The following is an 18,794-nucleotide window of genomic DNA, read 5'->3' as shown; positions in this document are numbered from 1 at the left end:
TTATAATTACTTATTCAAGATACTTATCATTTGGCCGTCGTGATTTACATGATGTGACGCGGCAGGCCAATCAGCATAACTCTAAATTTTCCGACACTCCTTTCTCTCTTTGGCTGCAACGGAGCCGCAGGCCGTTCTCACCCTGTGGTCGTGCTGTCAGCTTATTTTAACTGTGAGCATAAAAAGTAGGTCATCATGACTGATAAAACCCCTAACGCGATCCTCGCCGCAGAGGTAAGCCGCCGTAAGCTGGTGACAACCACGGCTATCGGTGGGCTGGCTGCAGCGAGCAGCGCCTTCTCTCTGCCTTTCTCTCGTATGGCTTTCGCCCAAACACCTGCCGGAACCGTCAGCGGTACTGAAAAAGTGGTATGGAGCGCCTGTACCGTTAACTGCGGCAGCCGTTGCCCGCTGCGTATGCACGTGGTTGATGGTGAAATTAAATACGTGGAAACCGACAACACCGGTGATGATGACTACGAAGGGTTGCACCAGGTGCGCGCCTGTTTGCGTGGCCGCTCCATGCGTCGTCGCGTCTATAACGCAGACCGCCTGAAATACCCGATGAAGCGCGTTGGTGCCCGAGGGGAAGGAAAGTTCGAGCGTATTAGCTGGGAAGAGGCTTTTGATACTCTCGCCGCGAGCATGAAGGGCATTATCAAAGAGTACGGCAACGAAGCGATTTACCTGAACTACGGCACCGGTACGCTGGGGGGGACGATGACCCGCTCCTGGCCGCCAGGCTCCTCGCTTATTGCCCGCATGATGAACTGCGTGGGGGGGTATCTGAATCACTACGGTGACTATTCTACCGCGCAGATTGCCGCTGGTCTGAACTACACCTACGGCGGTTGGGCAGACGGCAATAGCCCGTCGGATATTGAAAACAGTAAACTGGTTGTGCTGTTCGGTAATAACCCCGGTGAAACTCGCATGAGCGGTGGTGGGGTGACTTACTATCTCGAGCAGGCTCGCGAAAAATCCAATGCCCGCATGATCATCATCGACCCGCGCTACACCGATACCGGTGCCGGCCGTGAGGATGAGTGGATCCCTATCCGTCCGGGTACCGATGCGGCGCTGATCTCAGCGTTAGCATGGGTAATGATCGATGAAAACTTGGTCGACCAGCCATTCCTGGATAAATACTGCGTTGGCTACGACGAAAAAACGCTGCCTGCTGGTGCGCCGGCTAACGGTCATTATAAAGCCTACATTCTGGGCCAGGGTGCTGACGGCATCGCCAAAACCCCGCAATGGGCTTCGCAGATTACCGGCATCCCCGTCGACCGCATCGTTCAGCTGGCCCGAGAAATCGGCAGCACCAAACCTGCATTCATCAGCCAGGGTTGGGGGCCGCAGCGCCACTCCAACGGCGAGCTGGTTTCTCGTGCTATCGCCATGCTGTCCATTCTGACCGGCAACGTAGGGATCAACGGCGGCAACAGCGGGGCGCGTGAAGGCTCTTACGATCTGCCGTTCGTGCGCATGCCAACCCTTGAAAACCCGGTGAAAACCAGTATTTCAATGTTCCTTTGGACGGATGCTATTGAGCGTGGCCCGGAAATGACCGCTACCCGTGACGGCGTGCGCGGCAAGGACAAGCTCGATGTACCCATCAAGATGGTCTGGAACTACGCCAGCAACTGCCTGATTAACCAGCATTCCGAAATCAACCGCACCCACGATATCCTGCAGGACGACAAGAAGTGCGAGATGATTGTGGTTATCGATAACCACATGACCTCCTCGGCGAAGTACGCCGATATCCTGCTGCCGGACTGCACCGCGTCTGAGCAGATGGACTTCTGTCTGGATGCCTCCTGCGGCAACATGTCCTACGTGATTTTTGCCGGGCAGGCCATTAAGCCCCGCTTCGAATGCAAAACCATTTATGAGATGACCACCGAGCTTGCAAAACGCATGGGCGTTGAGCAGCAGTTTACCGAAGGCCGCACTCAGGAAGGCTGGATGCGCCACCTGTACAAGCAGTCTCAGGAAGCGATTCCAGACCTGCCGAGCTTCGAAGAGTTCCAGCAGCAGGGCATCTTTAAGCAACGTGACCCGGAAGGGCACCACGTGGCTTACAAAGCGTTCCGCGAAGATCCAGCGGCTAACCCGTTGACTACGCCATCAGGCAAAATCGAAATCTACTCCACTCAGCTGGCTGATATCGCCGCGACCTGGCAACTGTCGGAGGGGGACGTCATCGATCCGCTGCCGGTCTACAGCGCTGGATTTGAAAACTTCGGCGATCCGCTGGCGGAAAAGTGGCCGCTGCAGCTGACAGGCTTCCACTATAAGGCTCGTGCTCACTCCACTTACGGCAACGTTGAAGTGCTGAAGGCCGCTTGCCGTCAGGAAATGTGGATCAACCCTATCGACGCGCAAAAGCGTGGCATTGCTAATGGCGACGTCGTTCGTATCTTCAACGGTCGCGGCGAAGTGCGCATTAATGCCAAAGTCACTCCTCGTATCATTCCTGGCGTCGTCGCGCTGGGGGAAGGGGCCTGGTACAACCCGGATGCAAACAAAATTGACCATGCGGGCAGTATCAACGTGTTAACCACCCAACGTCCGTCTCCGCTGGCGAAAGGTAACCCATCCCACAGCAACCTGGTTCAGGTCGAGAAGGCGTAAGGAGTAGCTGATGACAACCCAACATGGATTTTACATTGACTCAAGTCGCTGTACCGGCTGCAAAACCTGCGAGCTGGCCTGCAAAGACTACAAAAACTTAGGCCCGGACGTCAGCTTCCGCCGCATTTATGAATATGCGGGCGGCAACTGGCAGGAGGACAACGGCGTCTGGCATCAGGACGTGTTTGCCTACTACCTGTCCATCTCCTGTAACCATTGCGAAGACCCCGCCTGCACTAAGGTCTGCCCGAGCGGTGCGATGCACAAACGTGAAGATGGTTTTGTGGTGGTTAACGAAGACGTCTGCATAGGCTGCCGCTACTGCCACATGGCCTGCCCGTACGGCGCCCCGCAGTACAACGCGGAAAAAGGCCACATGACCAAATGCGACGGCTGCTATGACCGCGTTGCTGACGGTAAAAAACCGATTTGCGTCGAATCCTGCCCGCTGCGCGCGCTGGATATGGCACCTATCGACGAGCTGCGCGAAAAACACGGCGAGCAGGCTGCCATTGCGCCGCTGCCGTCTGCGCACTTTACCAAACCAAATATCGTCATTAAACCTAACGCCAACAGCCGCCCGTGTGGGGATAAAACCGGTTATCTGGCCAACCCGAAGGAGGTGTGAGATGGGTAACGGATGGCATGAATGGCCGCTGATGATTTTTACCGTGCTCGGCCAGTGCGTAGCGGGTGGGTTTATCGTCATGGCGCTTGCACTGCTGAACGGTGTTGACGACCGCGCTCAGCAAAAGCGAGTGCAATGGGCAATGATCGTGCTCTGGGTGCTGATGGGAGTCGGGTTCATCGCTTCGATTCTCCACCTTGGCTCACCGCTGCGCGCCTTTAACTCTCTTAACCGCATTGGCGCCTCTGCGCTTAGCAACGAGATTGCCAGCGGCTCGGTGTTCTTCGCCGTCGGTGGGTTCTGGTGGCTTATCACCGTAATGGGCAAAATGCCCGCGGCGTTAGGGAAGCTGTGGATGATCCTCACTATGGTACTGGGCGTCTTCTTCGTCTGGATGATGTGCCGCGTGTACCTTATCGACACCGTGCCAACGTGGTACAGCGTTTATACGCCGCTGAGCTTCTTCCTGACGATGTTTATCGGCGGCCCGCTGCTGGGCTATCTGCTGCTCCGTGCGGCGGGCGTAACGGGCTGGGGCATGCGTTTGCTGCCGGTAATCACGCTCCTGGGGCTTATCGTCAGCACCGTTGTCGTGCTTTTGCAGGGTATGGAGCTGGCAACGATTCAAAGCTCGATTCAGCAGGCCTCTGCGCTGATCCCTCAGTACGGCACGCTGATGTCATGGCGTCTTGGCCTGCTGGTGGTGGCGCTGGTTTGCTGGATAGTACCGCAGCTTAAAGGGCGACAGCCGCAAGTTGGCCTGCTGACATTAGCTTTCGTGCTGGTCGTGGCGGGTGAGCTTATCGGGCGCGGAGTATTCTACGGTCTGCATATGACGGTAGGTATGGCTATTGCCAGCTAATTGCTCTGCATTATATTTATTGAGCGCGCCTTCGGGCGCGTTTTTTATTTCCGGTACCTGTTAAGCCTTTCGAATAAGAAAATATCATGTCGTTTACCATGAAATTTTTCATCCGATCCGCTGCGTTTTATTTTGCATGATCCCATCAAAAACAGCGGGATAGCAATTTAGCTTAGCGGCAGGGTCGTCGGGAGGATTAGTTTTACAAATCGACAGACCTGATTTCGCCACAGGCCCCGTCAGCACTGGATTGACAATAGTTTTGCCGGTGGCATTATGCGCACAAATTTCTTCTCTTCCTCGCGGTTTTTACATGTCCACCTATACCCGGCCAGTGATGCTTTTGCTCTGTGGCCTGATGCTGTTGACCCTGGCCATAGCGGTTTTAAATACGCTGGTGCCGCTATGGCTTGCCCACGAACACCTGCCAACCTGGCAGGTGGGTATGGTTGGCTCGTCCTATTTTACCGGCAATCTGCTGGGTACGCTGGTCACCGGCTGGTTAATAAAGCGCTACGGCTTTAACCGCAGCTATTATCTTGCCTCGCTGATTTTTGCCGTTGGCTGCGTCGGGCTGGGCCTGATGGTCGGCTTCTGGAGCTGGATGATGTGGCGCTTCGTTGCCGGGGTTGGCTGCGCGATGATTTGGGTTGTGGTGGAAAGCGCGCTGATGTGCAGCGGCACTTCGCGCAACCGTGGTCGCCTGCTTGCCGCTTACATGATGGTTTATTATGTGGGTACCGTGCTGGGCCAGCTGATGGTCAGCAAGATGCCAACGGATATCGTCAGCGTGCTGCCGTGGGTCACCGGCATGATTCTGGCCGCCATTCTTCCTCTGCTGTTCACGCGCATCGTAAATGACCGCAGCGAGAATCAGGAGTCAACTCCCGTGTGGCCAATGCTGCGCCTGCGTCACGCACGCCTTGGGGTCAATGGCTGCATTATCTCCGGTATCGTTCTGGGCTCGCTGTATGGCCTGATGCCGCTGTATCTTAATCATCAGGGCGTCAGCGATTCTGGTATCGGCTTCTGGATGGCAGTGATGGTCAGCGCGGGGATCCTCGGCCAGTGGCCGGTAGGTCGTCTGGCCGATCGCTATGGTCGTCTGCTGGTTTTGCGCGTACAGGTCTTTGTCATCATTCTCGGCTGTCTGGCGATGCTCACCGGTGCCGCGATGGGGCCGGTGCTGTTTGTTCTCGGGGCGGCTGGCTTCACGCTTTACCCTGTGGCGATGGCCTGGGCCTGCGAGAAGGTTGAGCATCATCAGCTGGTGGCGATGAATCAGGCGCTGCTGCTGAGCTATACCATCGGCAGCCTGCTGGGGCCAACGCTTACGGCAATGCTGATGCAGAGCTACTCAGACGACCTGCTGTTTGTGATGATTGCGGGCGTCGCGTTTGTTTACCTGCTGATGCTGCTGCGTAAAGCAGGGCAGCATCCAACGCCCGTGGCGCACGCCTGAATGGCTTAATGCAGATGTGAAAATGGCCCTCGATGAGGGCCATTTTTTTAATACATAACTTTGTGACCGTACTGCTCGAGAATGCCTTTCACACGCTCCATGGTCTCTTTCTTCGGTGGGTGAACGCCATCCAGCTTGTACTCTTCGCCCATTGCCACCCACTTGTGCTTGCCCAGCTCGTGGTACGGCAGCAGTTCGATTTTCTCTACGTTGCCCATATCACGGGTGAATTCGCCGAGGCGGTGCGCGGAATCGTCATCGTCCGACCAGCCCGGTACTACCACATAGCGGATCCAGACGTTAATGCCTTTCTTCGACAGATACTGTGCGAACTCAAGGGTGCGGTGGTTCGAGACGCCAACCAGATTCTGATGGATCTCATCGTTCATCTGCTTCAGGTCGAGCATCACAAGATCGGTCACTTCCAGCAGTTCATCAATCACCGGATCGTAGCGGCGAACAAAACCGTTGGTGTCGAGGCAGGTATGAATACCTTCTTTGTGGCAGGCGCGGAACCAGTCGCGCACAAACTCAGCTTGCAGAATGGCTTCCCCACCGGAAGCGGTCACGCCGCCGCCGGAAGCATTCATAAAGTGACGATAGGTCACCACCTCTTTCATCAGGTCTTCAACGGTGATTTCGTTGCCGCCATGCGTGTCCCATGTATCACGGTTATGACAGTACAGGCAGCGCATCAGGCAGCCCTGGAAGAAGGTGATAAAACGAATACCGGGGCCATCCACGGTACCGCATGATTCAAAGGAATGAATTCGGCCAATTACTGACATTGCGGTGTTTTCTCCAGTATTAGCGGATGTATTTACATCTGCCAGGTTGAGCGCGGTCTGTATAAAGAATGCCGCGTCGAATCAGTTTTGCAGGATACCCGTCATACTTCAACTTGCAGGGGTGTTGGCTGCACTCCCTCACCCCAGTCACTTACTTTAGTAAGCTCCTGGGGATTCACTCCCTTGCCGCCTACCTGCAAATTGAATTATTTAGGGTACAAAATTTAAAGTTATATAGCAGTTATCCTGCAAAACTGGCTCTGACATAAGAAAAGGCCCCACCGAAGTGGAGCCTTTATTCTACGCCTTTTCAGACAAACCGGGTATTACATGGTTTGGGTGAAGGTACGGGTAATAACGTCCTGCTGCTGTTCTTTAGTCAGGGAGTTAAAACGTACGGCGTAACCGGAAACGCGGATGGTCAGCTGAGGATATTTCTCAGGGTGTTCCATCGCATCCAGCAGCATTTCACGGTTCATCACGTTCACGTTCAGGTGCTGACCACCTTCGATGGACGCTTCGTGGTGGAAGTAACCATCCATCAGACCCGCGAGGTTAGTTTTACGCACTTCGTCGTCTTTACCCAGCGCGTTTGGCACGATGGAGAAGGTATAAGAGATACCATCTTTCGCGTAGGCAAACGGCAGTTTAGCAACGGAGGTCAGAGAGGCAACAGCACCTTTCTGGTCACGACCGTGCATTGGGTTAGCACCTGGACCGAATGGAGTACCTGCGCGACGGCCGTCTGGGGTGTTACCGGTTTTCTTACCATAAACCACGTTAGAGGTGATGGTCAGAACAGACTGAGTCGGTACAGCGTTACGGTAAGTAGTCAGCTTCTGAATTTTCTTCATGAAACGTTCTACCAGGTCAACAGCGATGTCATCTACGCGAGGATCGTTGTTACCGAACATTGGGTACTCGCCTTCGATTTCGAAGTCAGTCGCCAGACCATCTTCGTCACGAATTGGTTTAACTTTCGCGTATTTGATTGCAGACAGTGAGTCAGCTGCAACGGAAAGACCCGCGATACCACAAGCCATGGTGCGAACAACGTCACGGTCATGCAGAGCCATCAGAGACGCTTCGTAGCTGTACTTATCATGCATGTAGTGAATGATGTTCAGCGCGGTGACGTACTGCTTAGCCAGCCAGTCCATGAAGTGGTCCAGACGGTCCAGCACGTTATCGTAATCCAGAACGTCAGCAGTAATTGGCGCTTCTTTAGGACCAACCTGCATTTTCAGTTTTTCATCAACGCCGCCGTTGATGGCATACAGCATGGTTTTCGCGAGGTTAGCACGAGCACCGAAGAACTGCATTTGCTTACCAACAACCATTGGGCTTACGCAGCAAGCGATAGCGTAGTCATCGTTGTTGAAGTCAGGACGCATCAAATCGTCATTCTCGTACTGCAGAGAAGAGGTATCGATGGAGACTTTAGCCGCGTATTTTTTGAAGTTCAGTGGCAGTTTTTCAGACCACAGGATGGTGATGTTCGGCTCCGGAGACGGCCCCATGGTGTACAGGGTGTTCAGGAAGCGGAAGCTGGATTTGGTGACCAGAGTACGGCCATCAACGCCCATCCCGGCGATAGATTCAGTTGCCCAGATTGGGTCACCGGAGAACAGCTCATCGTACTCAGGAGTACGCAGGAAGCGAACCATACGCAGTTTCATGACCAGGTGGTCAATCATTTCCTGAGCGTCAGTTTCGGTGATTTTGCCTGCTTTCAGGTCACGTTCGATGAAGGCATCCAGGAAGGTGGATACGCGACCAAAGGACATTGCAGCGCCGTTCTGAGATTTAACCGCGGCCAGGTAGCCGAAGTAAGTCCACTGAATCGCTTCCTGAGCGTTGGTTGCAGGACCAGAGATATCGCAGCCATATTTAGCAGCCATTTCTTTGATCTGACCCAGCGCACGGTGCTGTTCGGAGATCTCTTCACGCAGACGGATAGTCGCTTCCAGGTCTTCACCGTTTTCCAGTTTGGTCTGCAGTGAGTTGAACTGAGCGAACTTGTCTTTCATCAGGAAGTCGATACCGTACAGCGCTACGCGACGGTAGTCACCGATGATACGACCACGGCCATACGCATCTGGCAGACCGGTGATAACACCTGATTTACGGCAGTTCAGGATGTCTTTGGTGTAAACATCAAACACGCCCTGGTTGTGCGTTTTACGGTATTCGGTGAAGATCTTCTTAAGCATTGGGTCGAGTTCACGACCGTATACTTTACAAGAACCTTCAACCATTTTGATGCCGCCAAACGGAATGATGGCACGTTTCAGAGGCGCATCAGTCTGCAGGCCCACGATGGTTTCGAGGGACTTGTTGATGTAACCAGCATCATGGGAAGTGATGGTGGAAGCGAGGTCGGTATCGAAGTCAACAGGCGCGTGAGTGCGGTTTTCCTGTTTAACGCCTTCCATAACGTTGTCCCACAGCTTGGTAGTTGCGTCAGTCGCACCTGCCAGGAAGGACTCGTCGCCCTCGTAAGGGGTGTAGTTTTTCTGAATGAAGTCACGTACGTTTACTTCATTCTGCCAGTCGCCTTTGGCAAAACCTTCCCAGGCTGTGGCTAACTTTTCATTAAGCTCGGACATTTAACACCTACCTTCTAATGTGGATTTCTTATTCCCTGCTGATGGACGGCACTTAGTGCTTATCGCCACCGCGCAGATAAATTACCCAGTATGTCAACCCAACCAACAAACCACCGCCGATGATGTTCCCGATAGTGACTGGAATCAGGTTATCGGTGATGAAGTTCATAATGGTCAGATGAGAGAAACTGTCCGGAGACGACCCGACTGCGGTCCAGAATTCCGGGCTTGCGAAGTTACGTACTACGATACCCATAGGGATCATGAACATGTTTGCGATACTGTGCTCAAAACCGCTGGCAACAAACATGGCGACCGGCAGTATCATAGCAAACATCTTGTCCATCAAACTGCGACCGGAGTAGCTCATCCAGACCGCCAGACAGACCATCAGGTTTGCGAGGATACCGAGGCATACCGCTTCAATGAATGTGTGGTGCATTTTATGATCGGCAGTTTGCAGCACGTTCATGCCCCATGCTCCGTTGTCGGTCATATACATACCCGACAGCCAGATGAGCAGCACAAACAGTAGCGCGCCGACCAGGTTACCGACATAAACGTTTACCCAGTTACGGGCTAGCTGTCCCCACGTAATTCGGCCGCTAGCCTTAGCGACGACAATCAATACGGTGGAGGTGAAGAGGTCAGCCCCGCAGATAACGCAAAGAATCAGGCCCAGAGAGAAGCAAGTCCCGCCAATCAGCTTAGCAATACCAAAGGGAACGCCCGCGGTACCGGTAGTGGCGGTGATATAGAAGACGAAAGCAATCGAGATGAATACGCCAGCGGTGATCGCTAAATAAAACGTAGTCAGCGGATGTTTTGTTGCTTTATAGACACCAGCGTCTTCGGCAACTTTTGCCATGGCTGGGGGAAGTAATACTTCAAAAGGGTTGTCAGTTTTCACACTAACTCTCTCTTATTTATTCGGCGACGAGATACTAACAAAGCATTATAGAGTAAAATTTGACATGGATCATATCTCGCCAAGCTTATAGGCCTGTAAACAGCAGGTGAATACCTGTTTATTTACGTAACGTGTTGACTATCCATGTAAAAATAAATTTTAATAATTGTACGATAATTTGAGTTCTGCGAGCTGGCTTCCTTTTATTGGTTAATTAAAACGGAGTATTTCAAAATAATGGCAACATTATTTATAGATTAATATTAAAATATTTCACCATTATTTAACTCGCCGATTACATATGGAATTGTTTTGACGACAATAAAAATACGGGGCAAGTAAATTGCCCCGTAATATAGCTTAGAGAGGGTGAACATTGCACCCGCAAGTGGCTGCCGGCTAGTCTGCTTGCCAGAAGCGCGCCTTGGCACGCTGAAGTTTTTCGTAGGCTGCTAACAGGGCCTGGTGTGCCGGGAAGGCTTTAAGATCGCTATCCACGGCCTGCAGGCCATAGAACGCCGCTTCACCGGAAAGTGCCGCGCTTGCAGCTTCAACAGTTTCAGCTCCGTACATACGAACGAAGGCGTTCAGGTACTGTAGCGGTTCGCGCTCTTCTTCCATTGCCAGCAGCAGAAGGGTCTGCAGGCAGCGGTAGTAGTTAGCCCGTTCTGCGCTAAAGAGGGAAGCGTTGAACTCCATCGTCCACTCGGTCCAGATTAGCGCCTGCTCGGTGTCGCCGCCGGCCAGCGCCAGCATCGCCTTCAGTTCGCCGATGCGCAGCGTATACCAGCCGTTATCTTTACCGGTTGCCAGACCCAGCAGCTCGCGCACGCGGGTAAAGTCATCGTGGCCTTCTTCATCCAGCTGAGAAATCAGATTGAGATAGTCCTGCTGCTCCCACTCGCTGCCCGGCAGGGCGAGAATAGTTTCACGCAGGTGATAGCCCATATTGTTGTTGGCTAACAGCAGGTCTTCAGCCGGATAGATATCCGACATGCCCGGCACGATGATACGGCAGGCGTAAACATCCAGATGCTGATAATCCGCGATATAAACTTCCTGGTCTTCCGCATCAAAGATGGCCATCAGCGTGGCGAACTCTTCTTCCGTGGTGCCGGAGAAGCTCCAGTCAGCGAACGGATAATCTGCATCCTGCTTGAACATATCCCAGGAAATCAGGCCGCTTGAGTCGATAAAGTGGGTTTCAAGGTTGGCGTGCTCCGCAACTTCTTCGTCATCGAAGGTCGGCGGGGTAAACACGTCCAGATCTTTCAGTCCACGGCCCTGCAGCAGCTCGGTCACCGTACGCTCCAGCGCAACGCCGAAGTCCGGGTGCGCGCCGAAAGAGGCGAAGCAGGTGCCGTTAGCCGGGTTGAACAACACGACGCAAATAACCGGGTATTTACCGCCGAGCGAGCCGTCGTAGGCAAAGATTGGGAAGCCTTCCGCTTCAAGCGTGGCGATAGACTCGACAACGCCTGGGTAGCGAGCAAGCACTTCCTGCGGGATTTCCGGCAGGCTGATGCTCTCAGCGATAATTTTGTTCTTGATGTGACGCTCAAACACCTCTGACAGGCCCTGAACGCGCGCTTCGTTGGCGGTGTTGCCAGCGGACATGCCGTTGGAAACGTACAGGTTGCCGATAATATTCATTGGAATATAGACAGCTTGCTGATCCGACTGACGAGTGAACGGCAGGGCGCAGATACCGCGCTCTTCATTCCCCGATTGCAGATCGATAAGCATACCGGCGGTCAGTTCGTTTTCAGGGTCGTAAAACGCGCGCAGGCGATCGTCGAGAATTCCTGCCGGCAGCTGCTCATCTTCCGGGATCGCAAACCATTTCTCGTTCGGGTAGTGCACGAACGGACCGTTAGCGATGGTTTTACCCAGCCAGAAGTCTGCGAAGAAATAGTTAGTGGACAGACGCTCGAAGTATTCGCCAAGCGCGGAAGCCAGAGCGGCTTTTTTAGTCGCACCCTTGCCGTTGGTAAAGCACAGCGCGCTGTCTTTATCACGAATATGCACGGACCAGACGTTGGGCACCGGATTCAGCCAGGAGGCTTCTTCAATATTAAAGCCGAGGTCGGAAAGCTGCTTCTGGAAGCGAGCGATGGAATCTTCCAGTGCGGCATCTTTGCCAGGAATAAAGGTTTGGGTCATCAGGGGTTCACTTTTGTCGTACGCAAAGCGCGCAATGATACGGGTTTTAGCGGGCTGAGGCTATCCCAGGCCGCTTGCAGGCGAAGCTAGCATAACAGGCTATGCTTATGGTCAGTAACTGACTGTAATGGCGAAGAAAATGAAGACATTTGATTTACAGCGTATGGCGTTTGATGAAATGCCCCCGGACTTCTTATGGGAGGTCGCCGTGCGCAGCGTTTATACCTTTATTCTTGTATTCCTGTTTTTAAAAATCACGGGCCGCCGCGGCGTGCGGCAGATGTCGCTTTTTGAAGTGCTGATTATCCTGACGCTGGGCTCGGCGGCGGGCGACGTAGCGTTTTATCATGATGTGCCGATGCTGCCGGTCTTTGTGGTCTTTATCACGCTCGCCTGCCTCTATCGTCTGGTCATGTGGCTCATGAGCCACAGTGAAAAGCTTGAAAACCTGTTTGAAGGCAAACCTGCCGTCATTATTGAAGAGGGTGAGTTTGCGTGGGAAAAAATGCAGTCCCAGAACATGACGGAGTTTGAATTCTTTATGGAACTGCGTCTGCACGGCGTGGAACACCTGGGCCAGGTGCGGCTGGCAATTCTTGAAACCAACGGGCAGATAAGCGTCTATTTCTTCCCCGATCATCTCGTCAGGCCCGGCCTGTCGATCCTGCCTGAGCCCTGCAACGAACGCTTTGAAGAAGTGCCGGAAGATGGCGATTACGCCTGCATTCACTGCAGTGAAGTGCTGACCTTTAATGCTGGTGAGAAATCGCAGTGTCCGCGTTGCGAACATCAGCAGTGGGTTAAAGCTTCTACCGCTAAGCGTGTGACCTGACGGGGAAAATAGGGCTTTTTGCAGCCGGGATGGTGAATTGTTTTGTGTGATATGGCGCACATTCTCCCCGGCTGCCTGATTAACCATTGCAGCCTCCGCGAGTGAATGATAAAACCGATGACGTAATAAAAACTTATTGCTCAAAGGTTGGTGAGGGGAAATGGCTCAGGTATACAATTTTAGTTCTGGCCCGGCAATGCTGCCGGCCGAAGTGCTTCGTCGTGCACAGCACGACCTCTGTGACTGGAATGGTTTAGGCACTTCCGTTATGGAGATCAGCCACCGTAGTAAAGAGTTCATTCAGGTCGCTGAAGAGGCCGAACAGGATTTTCGCGATCTGCTGCAAATCCCCTCGAACTATAAAGTATTGTTCTGCCACGGCGGCGGACGCGGCCAGTTTTCAGCCTTACCGTTAAACCTGCTGGGCGACAAAACAACGGCCGACTATATTGACGGCGGCTACTGGGCCCACAGCGCAATTAACGAAGCGCAAAAATACTGCTCGCCGGTCGTATTCGATGCCAAAACTACCGTTGACGGCCTGCGCGCTATCAAGCCGATGAGCGAATGGCAGGTTTCCGACAACAGCGCCTATCTGCACTACTGCCCGAATGAAACCATTGACGGCATAGCCATCCACGAAACGCCTGACTTTGGCGATACCGTGGTCACCGCCGACTTCTCCTCCACTATTCTGTCCCAGCCTCTGGATATCAGCCGTTTTGGCGTGATCTATTCCGGCGCGCAGAAAAATATCGGGCCTGCTGGCCTGACTATCGTTATCGTCCGCGAAGATCTGCTGGGTAAAGCCCATCAGGCCTGTCCTTCTATTATTGATTACACCGTGCTTAATGAAAACGACTCGATGTTCAATACGCCACCGACCTTCGCCTGGTATCTCTCCGGCCTGGTGTTCAAGTGGCTGAAGGAGCAGGGCGGCGTGAGCGCGATGGATAACATCAACCAGGCGAAGTCAGACCTGCTGTATGGCGTTATCGATAAGAGCGACTTCTACCGAAATGATGTGGCTCCCGCTAACCGTTCACGCATGAACGTGCCGTTCCAGCTGGCGGACAGCGCGCTGGATAAACTCTTCCTGGAAGAGTCGTTCGCAGCAGGCTTGCATGCTCTGAAAGGCCACCGGGTTGTTGGCGGCATGCGTGCTTCAATCTATAACGCAATGCCGCTGGAAGGTGTGCAGGCGCTGACTGAATTTATGATTAATTTCGAACGTCGCCACGGTTAATTCAGGCGCGTTGTATTTCTCCCCGCGGGCTACCTCGCGGGGTTTATTCTGTTTGATTTGAGAGTACATTCCCCATGCTGGAATCCCTGACGTTACAACCCATCGCGCTGGTTGACGGCACCATTAATCTTCCTGGTTCAAAAAGCGTTTCTAACCGTGCATTGCTGCTCGCTGCCCTTGCCCGCGGTACGACGGAACTGACTAATCTGCTTGATAGCGATGATGTTCGTCACATGCTCAACGCGCTCAGTGCGCTGGGCGTAACCTATACGCTCTCTGCCGATCGTACGCGCTGCGAAGTCACCGGTATGGGCGGCCCTTTACAGGCGACCGGCGAGCTGGAGCTTTTCCTTGGCAACGCAGGCACGGCGATGCGTCCGCTGGCAGCAGCTTTATGCCTCGGCAGCAATAACATCGTCCTGACGGGTGAGCCGCGAATGAAAGAGCGGCCAATCGGTCACCTTGTGGATGCCCTGCGCCAGGGCGGCGCGCAGATTAACTATCTTGAGCAGGAAAATTATCCGCCGCTGCGCCTGCGCGGTGGATTTGCTGGTGGTCAGGTTTCCGTAGACGGCAGCGTTTCCAGCCAGTTCCTGACTGCACTGCTGATGACCGCGCCGCTGGCGGCTGCTGACACCGAAATCACCATTAAAGGTGAGCTGGTCTCCAAACCTTATATCGATATCACGCTGCATTTGATGCAAACCTTTGGCGTGGAAGTTGAAAACCGTGATTATCGCAGCTTTGTCATTCGCGGCGGCCAGCATTACCAGTCGCCTGGTGCTTATCTGGTCGAGGGCGATGCTTCCTCTGCCTCCTACTTCCTGGCAGCTGGCGCCATCAAAGGCGGCACCGTAAAAGTGACCGGTATTGGGCGTAACAGCGTGCAGGGTGATATCCGCTTTGCAGACGTGCTGGAAAAAATGGGCGCGAAGGTAACCTGGGGTGAAGACTTCATCGCCTGCGAACGGGGTGAGCTGAACGCCATCGATATGGACATGAACCATATCCCTGACGCGGCCATGACTATCGCGACGGCGGCGCTGTTCGCCAAAGGCACCACGACGCTGCGTAACATTTACAACTGGCGCGTCAAAGAGACTGACCGTCTGGCAGCGATGGCTACCGAGCTGCGTAAGGTTGGCGCAGAGGTGGAAGAGGGTGAAGACTACATCACCGTCACGCCTCCGGCGCAGCTGAAGTTCGCCGACATTGCCACCTATGACGATCATCGTATGGCTATGTGTTTCTCACTGGTGGCGCTGTCTGATACTCCGGTAACCATCCTCGATCCGAAGTGCACCGCGAAAACCTTCCCGGACTATTTTGACCGGCTCGCCAGCATCAGCACTCCGGCGTAACGCTTCAAGACCGCATCATCCGATGCGGTTTTAGATTACTGACAAAGAAGGAAAAAGCGTGGTTTTTCCTTCTTTGTGGTAAGCAGGCGAAAATCAATGAATTGATTTTCCTTGTTATTTATTCGGTGAGATGCTGGCGAAATTCATTCGCTTTAGGTTTGTCATCAGTCTGTAACCGCATCATTCGATGCGGTTTTTTTATCCCTCTACGTTTCCTTACAACGTTGTTGCGCAAATCTTCTACACTCAGCCTTGATCCTGAGGATATTTCGCAGGAAAGATAACAGTCCTGGCAGGGCTGACGTATAATGCGCGGCGTTTACGACTTAAGCCCGCATTCCTGCGAGAAGGAGAAAAAGATGACGGCACCCGCTCCAGTAATAACCATTGATGGCCCTAGCGGTGCAGGTAAAGGCACGCTGTGTAAGGCCATGGCGGAAGCGCTGCAATGGCATCTGCTCGACTCCGGCGCAATCTACCGGGTGCTTGCTCTGGCTGCGTTACACCACCAGGTGGATGTGACCTCCGAAGAAGCATTGGTCCCTTTAGCGGCGCACCTTGATGTCCGTTTCGTGGCGACCGACGGTAATCTGGAAGTGATTCTGGAAGGCGAAGACGTTAGCGGTGAGATTCGGACTCAGGAAGTGGCTAATGCAGCCTCACAAGTTGCCGCTTTCCCGCGCGTGCGCGAAGCGCTATTGCGCCGCCAACGTGCTTTCCGTGAAGCACCAGGACTGATTGCGGACGGACGAGACATGGGCACGGTAGTCTTTCCGGACGCCCCGGTAAAAATTTTCCTCGATGCTTCCTCAGAGGAACGCGCGCACCGGCGTATGCTACAGTTGCAGGAAAAGGGCTTTAGTGTTAACTTTGAACGCCTTTTGGCCGAAATAAAAGAACGCGACGATCGCGATCGGAATCGGTCCGTAGCGCCACTTGTGCCTGCAGCAGATGCCTTAGTGCTGGATTCGACCAGCATGTCGATTGACGAAGTCATCGAGCGCGCACTGGCCTATGCAAGGGAAGTACTGGCAGCGTAAGCCGCCATGAACTAAGAATTTTGTCAATATTGTCATGCCACTGGCATGGCGATATCTCTACAGATCGGGTAAAATTTGCCCGCTGTAATCTAACCCTGTCGGCATGGAGCCAATGGCGGGGTATGTCAAACAACCCCATTCGGCGGGACGCTAAATGGACGTTAAACTAAAGAACCTTGAAGATTAACAACATGACTGAATCTTTCGCTCAACTCTTTGAAGAATCCCTGTTAACAATCGAAACCCGTCCGGGTTCCATCGTTCGTGGCGTTGTAGTTGCTATCGACAAAGACGTAGTACTGGTTGACGCCGGTCTGAAATCTGAGTCTGCGATCCCTGCTGAGCAATTCAAAAACGCTGCTGGCGAACTGGAAATCCAGGTAGGCGACGAAGTTGATGTTGCTCTGGACGCAGTTGAAGATGGCTTCGGCGAAACTCTGCTGTCCCGTGAGAAAGCTAAGCGTCACGAAGCCTGGATCACGCTGGAAAAAGCTTACGAAGAAGCTGAAACTGTGGTCGGTGTTATCAACGGTAAAGTTAAAGGTGGCTTCACTGTTGAGCTGAACGGTATTCGCGCGTTCCTGCCAGGTTCCCTGGTTGACGTTCGTCCGGTTCGCGACACTCTGCACCTCGAAGGCAAAGAGCTTGAGTTCAAAGTAATCAAGCTTGACCAGAAACGTAACAACGTTGTTGTTTCTCGCCGTGCTGTTATTGAATCTGAAAACAGCGCAGAACGCGATCAGCTGCTGGAAAACCTGCAGGAAGGCATGGAAGTTAAAGGTATCGTTAAGAACCTTACTGACTACGGTGCATTCGTTGATCTGGGCGGCGTTGATGGCCTGCTGCACATCACTGACATGGCATGGAAACGCGTTAAGCATCCAAGCGAAATCGTGAACGTTGGCGACGAAATCACTGTTAAAGTGCTGAAGTTCGACCGCGAGCGTACTCGTGTTTCTCTGGGCCTGAAGCAGCTGGGCGAAGATCCATGGGTAGCTATCGCTAAGCGTTACCCAGAAGGGACTCGTCTGACTGGCCGCGTGACCAACCTGACCGACTACGGCTGCTTCGTTGAAATCGAAGAAGGCGTTGAAGGCCTGGTGCACGTTTCAGAAATGGACTGGACCAACAAAAACATCCACCCATCCAAAGTTGTTAACGTTGGTGACGTAGTGGAAGTTATGGTTCTGGATATCGACGAAGAACGTCGTCGTATCTCCCTGGGCCTGAAGCAGTGCAAAAACAACCCATGGCAGCAGTTTGCTGAGACCCACAACAAGGGCGACCGCGTTGAAGGTAAAATCAAGTCTATCACTGACTTCGGTATCTTCATCGGCCTGGACGGCGGTATCGACGGCCTGGTTCACCTGTCTGACATCTCCTGGAACGTTACAGGCGAAGAAGCAGTACGTGAATACAAGAAAGGCGACGAAATCGCAGCTGTGGTTCTGCAGGTTGACGCAGAGCGCGAACGTATCTCCCTGGGCGTTAAACAGCTCGCAGAAGATCCGTTCAACAACTACGTTGCGCTGAACAAGAAAGGTACTATCGTTACTGGTAAAGTAACGGCAGTTGACGCGAAAGGTGCTACAGTTGAATTAGCAGATGGCGTAGAAGGCTACCTGCGTGCTTCTGAAGCGTCCCGTGACCGCGTTGAAGATGCAACTCTGGTTCTGAACGTAGGCGACGACGTTGAAGCTAAATTCACTGGCGTTGACCGTAAAAACCGTGTTGTAAGCCTGTCTGTTCGTGCTAAAGACGAAGCTGACGAGAAAGATGCAATTGCGACTGTTAACAACAAACAGGAAGAAGGCAACTTCTCTAACGCAATGGCTGAAGCATTCAAAGCAGCTAAAGGCGAGTAATCGTCCGAGCGCTAAATCAGGGCGGCTACGGCCGCCCTTGTTCGATTGATAGCTGTAAGCTAATTTTCCTGAAAGGAAACCGGAGGAATCATGACCAAGTCAGAATTGATCGAAAGACTTGCTACCCAGCAATCTCATATTCCCGCTAAGGCCGTGGAAGATGCAGTAAAAGAGATGTTGGAACATATGGCCTCTACGCTTGCCCTCGGCGAGCGCATTGAAATCCGGGGTTTCGGCAGTTTCTCCTTACACTATCGCGCGCCTCGCACCGGTCGTAACCCGAAAACTGGCGATAAAGTGGATCTGGAAGGTAAATACGTTCCGCACTTTAAACCAGGTAAAGAGCTACGTGACCGCGCCAATATTTACGGCAACTGAGTCCACGGAC

14 protein-coding genes are annotated in these 18,794 nt (G+C 53.2%); 10 read left to right on the top strand and 4 right to left on the bottom strand.

The features are described from left to right. The first annotated feature begins 195 nt into the window (after window positions 1-195). From dmsA to HYQ67_RS06830, 4 genes are all read left to right on the top strand, one after another. Complete coding sequence (dmsA, locus tag HYQ67_RS06845) at window positions 196-2,640, top strand: dimethylsulfoxide reductase subunit A (RefSeq protein ID WP_202302688.1); 2,445 nt, start codon at window positions 196-198, stop codon at window positions 2,638-2,640. A 10-nt stretch (window positions 2,641-2,650) separates the two neighbouring features. Continuing rightward, the gene (locus tag HYQ67_RS06840) at window positions 2,651-3,268 is read left to right on the top strand and encodes a DMSO/selenate family reductase complex B subunit (protein ID WP_202302685.1); all 618 of its coding nucleotides are present in this window, start codon (window positions 2,651-2,653) and stop codon (window positions 3,266-3,268) included. Between the two features lies 1 nt (window position 3,269). Beyond that, window positions 3,270-4,130, top strand: a complete 861-nt coding sequence (locus tag HYQ67_RS06835; protein ID WP_202302683.1) for a dimethyl sulfoxide reductase anchor subunit family protein — start codon at window positions 3,270-3,272, stop codon at window positions 4,128-4,130. A gap of 313 nt (window positions 4,131-4,443) precedes the next feature. After that, on the top strand, window positions 4,444-5,592 hold the full coding sequence (locus HYQ67_RS06830; protein ID WP_202302681.1) for an MFS transporter: 1,149 nt from the start codon (window positions 4,444-4,446) through the stop codon (window positions 5,590-5,592). Between the two features lie 47 nt (window positions 5,593-5,639). Here HYQ67_RS06830 and pflA read toward each other — a convergent pair whose 3' ends face one another. The 4 genes from pflA to ycaO form a co-directional block, all read right to left on the bottom strand. Then, on the bottom strand, window positions 5,640-6,380 hold the full coding sequence (gene pflA, locus HYQ67_RS06825) for a pyruvate formate lyase 1-activating protein (protein ID WP_202302679.1): 741 nt from the start codon (window positions 6,378-6,380) through the stop codon (window positions 5,640-5,642). A gap of 326 nt (window positions 6,381-6,706) precedes the next feature. Beyond that, a complete protein-coding gene (gene pflB, locus HYQ67_RS06820) occupies window positions 6,707-8,989 on the bottom strand; it encodes a formate C-acetyltransferase (protein ID WP_202302677.1) in 2,283 nt (760 codons plus the stop codon). Between the two features lie 52 nt (window positions 8,990-9,041). Then, window positions 9,042-9,899: a formate transporter FocA gene (gene focA, locus HYQ67_RS06815; protein ID WP_202302675.1), complete on the bottom strand. Its 858-nt coding sequence runs from the start codon at window positions 9,897-9,899 to the stop codon at window positions 9,042-9,044. 399 nt (window positions 9,900-10,298) lie between these two features. Continuing rightward, complete coding sequence (gene ycaO, locus HYQ67_RS06810) at window positions 10,299-12,062, bottom strand: 30S ribosomal protein S12 methylthiotransferase accessory factor YcaO (RefSeq protein WP_202302673.1); 1,764 nt, start codon at window positions 12,060-12,062, stop codon at window positions 10,299-10,301. A gap of 139 nt (window positions 12,063-12,201) precedes the next feature. Here ycaO and HYQ67_RS06805 point away from each other — a divergent pair, with 139 nt between their 5' ends. From HYQ67_RS06805 to ihfB, 6 genes are all read left to right on the top strand, one after another. After that, the gene (locus tag HYQ67_RS06805) at window positions 12,202-12,894 is read left to right on the top strand and encodes a DUF421 domain-containing protein (RefSeq protein WP_202302671.1); all 693 of its coding nucleotides are present in this window, start codon (window positions 12,202-12,204) and stop codon (window positions 12,892-12,894) included. A 160-nt stretch (window positions 12,895-13,054) separates the two neighbouring features. Beyond that, entirely contained in the window at window positions 13,055-14,140 is a 1,086-nt protein-coding gene (gene serC, locus HYQ67_RS06800; RefSeq protein ID WP_202302669.1) for a 3-phosphoserine/phosphohydroxythreonine transaminase, read from the top strand. A 77-nt stretch (window positions 14,141-14,217) separates the two neighbouring features. After that, the gene (gene aroA / locus HYQ67_RS06795; RefSeq protein ID WP_202302834.1) at window positions 14,218-15,501 is read left to right on the top strand and encodes a 3-phosphoshikimate 1-carboxyvinyltransferase; all 1,284 of its coding nucleotides are present in this window, start codon (window positions 14,218-14,220) and stop codon (window positions 15,499-15,501) included. Between the two features lie 359 nt (window positions 15,502-15,860). Beyond that, window positions 15,861-16,541, top strand: a complete 681-nt coding sequence (cmk, locus tag HYQ67_RS06790) for a (d)CMP kinase (protein WP_202302667.1) — start codon at window positions 15,861-15,863, stop codon at window positions 16,539-16,541. 191 nt (window positions 16,542-16,732) lie between these two features. Beyond that, a complete protein-coding gene (rpsA, locus tag HYQ67_RS06785) occupies window positions 16,733-18,406 on the top strand; it encodes a 30S ribosomal protein S1 (RefSeq protein ID WP_202302665.1) in 1,674 nt (557 codons plus the stop codon). Between the two features lie 90 nt (window positions 18,407-18,496). Further along, window positions 18,497-18,784 carry an integration host factor subunit beta gene (gene ihfB / locus HYQ67_RS06780; RefSeq protein ID WP_121267284.1) on the top strand — a complete coding sequence of 96 codons (288 nt, stop codon included), beginning with the start codon at window positions 18,497-18,499 and terminating at the stop codon, window positions 18,782-18,784. The last annotated feature ends 10 nt before the right edge of the window (window positions 18,785-18,794 follow it).

This window comes from Dryocola clanedunensis subsp. sulfonylureivorans (assembly GCF_016756775.1).
Taxonomy (GTDB): Bacteria; Pseudomonadota; Gammaproteobacteria; order Enterobacterales; family Enterobacteriaceae; genus Dryocola; species Dryocola clanedunensis.
Note: the sequence above shows the minus strand (reverse complement) of the source record. Positions and strands in the feature narration are given on the sequence as shown.

Excerpts from the sequence above, each read along its gene's own strand:
- dmsA (WP_202302688.1), top strand. The coding sequence starts at position 196 with ATGACTGATAAAACCCCTAACGCGATCCTCGCCGCAGAGGTAAGCCGC.
- HYQ67_RS06840 (WP_202302685.1), top strand. The coding sequence starts at position 2,651 with ATGACAACCCAACATGGATTTTACATTGACTCAAGTCGCTGTACCGGC.
- HYQ67_RS06835 (WP_202302683.1), top strand. The coding sequence starts at position 3,270 with ATGGGTAACGGATGGCATGAATGGCCGCTGATGATTTTTACCGTGCTC.
- HYQ67_RS06830 (WP_202302681.1), top strand. The coding sequence starts at position 4,444 with ATGTCCACCTATACCCGGCCAGTGATGCTTTTGCTCTGTGGCCTGATG.
- pflA (WP_202302679.1), bottom strand. The coding sequence starts at position 6,380 with ATGTCAGTAATTGGCCGAATTCATTCCTTTGAATCATGCGGTACCGTG.
- pflB (WP_202302677.1), bottom strand. The coding sequence starts at position 8,989 with ATGTCCGAGCTTAATGAAAAGTTAGCCACAGCCTGGGAAGGTTTTGCC.
- ycaO (WP_202302673.1), bottom strand. The coding sequence starts at position 12,062 with ATGACCCAAACCTTTATTCCTGGCAAAGATGCCGCACTGGAAGATTCC.
- HYQ67_RS06805 (WP_202302671.1), top strand. The coding sequence starts at position 12,202 with ATGAAGACATTTGATTTACAGCGTATGGCGTTTGATGAAATGCCCCCG.
- serC (WP_202302669.1), top strand. The coding sequence starts at position 13,055 with ATGGCTCAGGTATACAATTTTAGTTCTGGCCCGGCAATGCTGCCGGCC.
- cmk (WP_202302667.1), top strand. The coding sequence starts at position 15,861 with ATGACGGCACCCGCTCCAGTAATAACCATTGATGGCCCTAGCGGTGCA.
- rpsA (WP_202302665.1), top strand. The coding sequence starts at position 16,733 with ATGACTGAATCTTTCGCTCAACTCTTTGAAGAATCCCTGTTAACAATC.
- ihfB (WP_121267284.1), top strand. The coding sequence starts at position 18,497 with ATGACCAAGTCAGAATTGATCGAAAGACTTGCTACCCAGCAATCTCAT.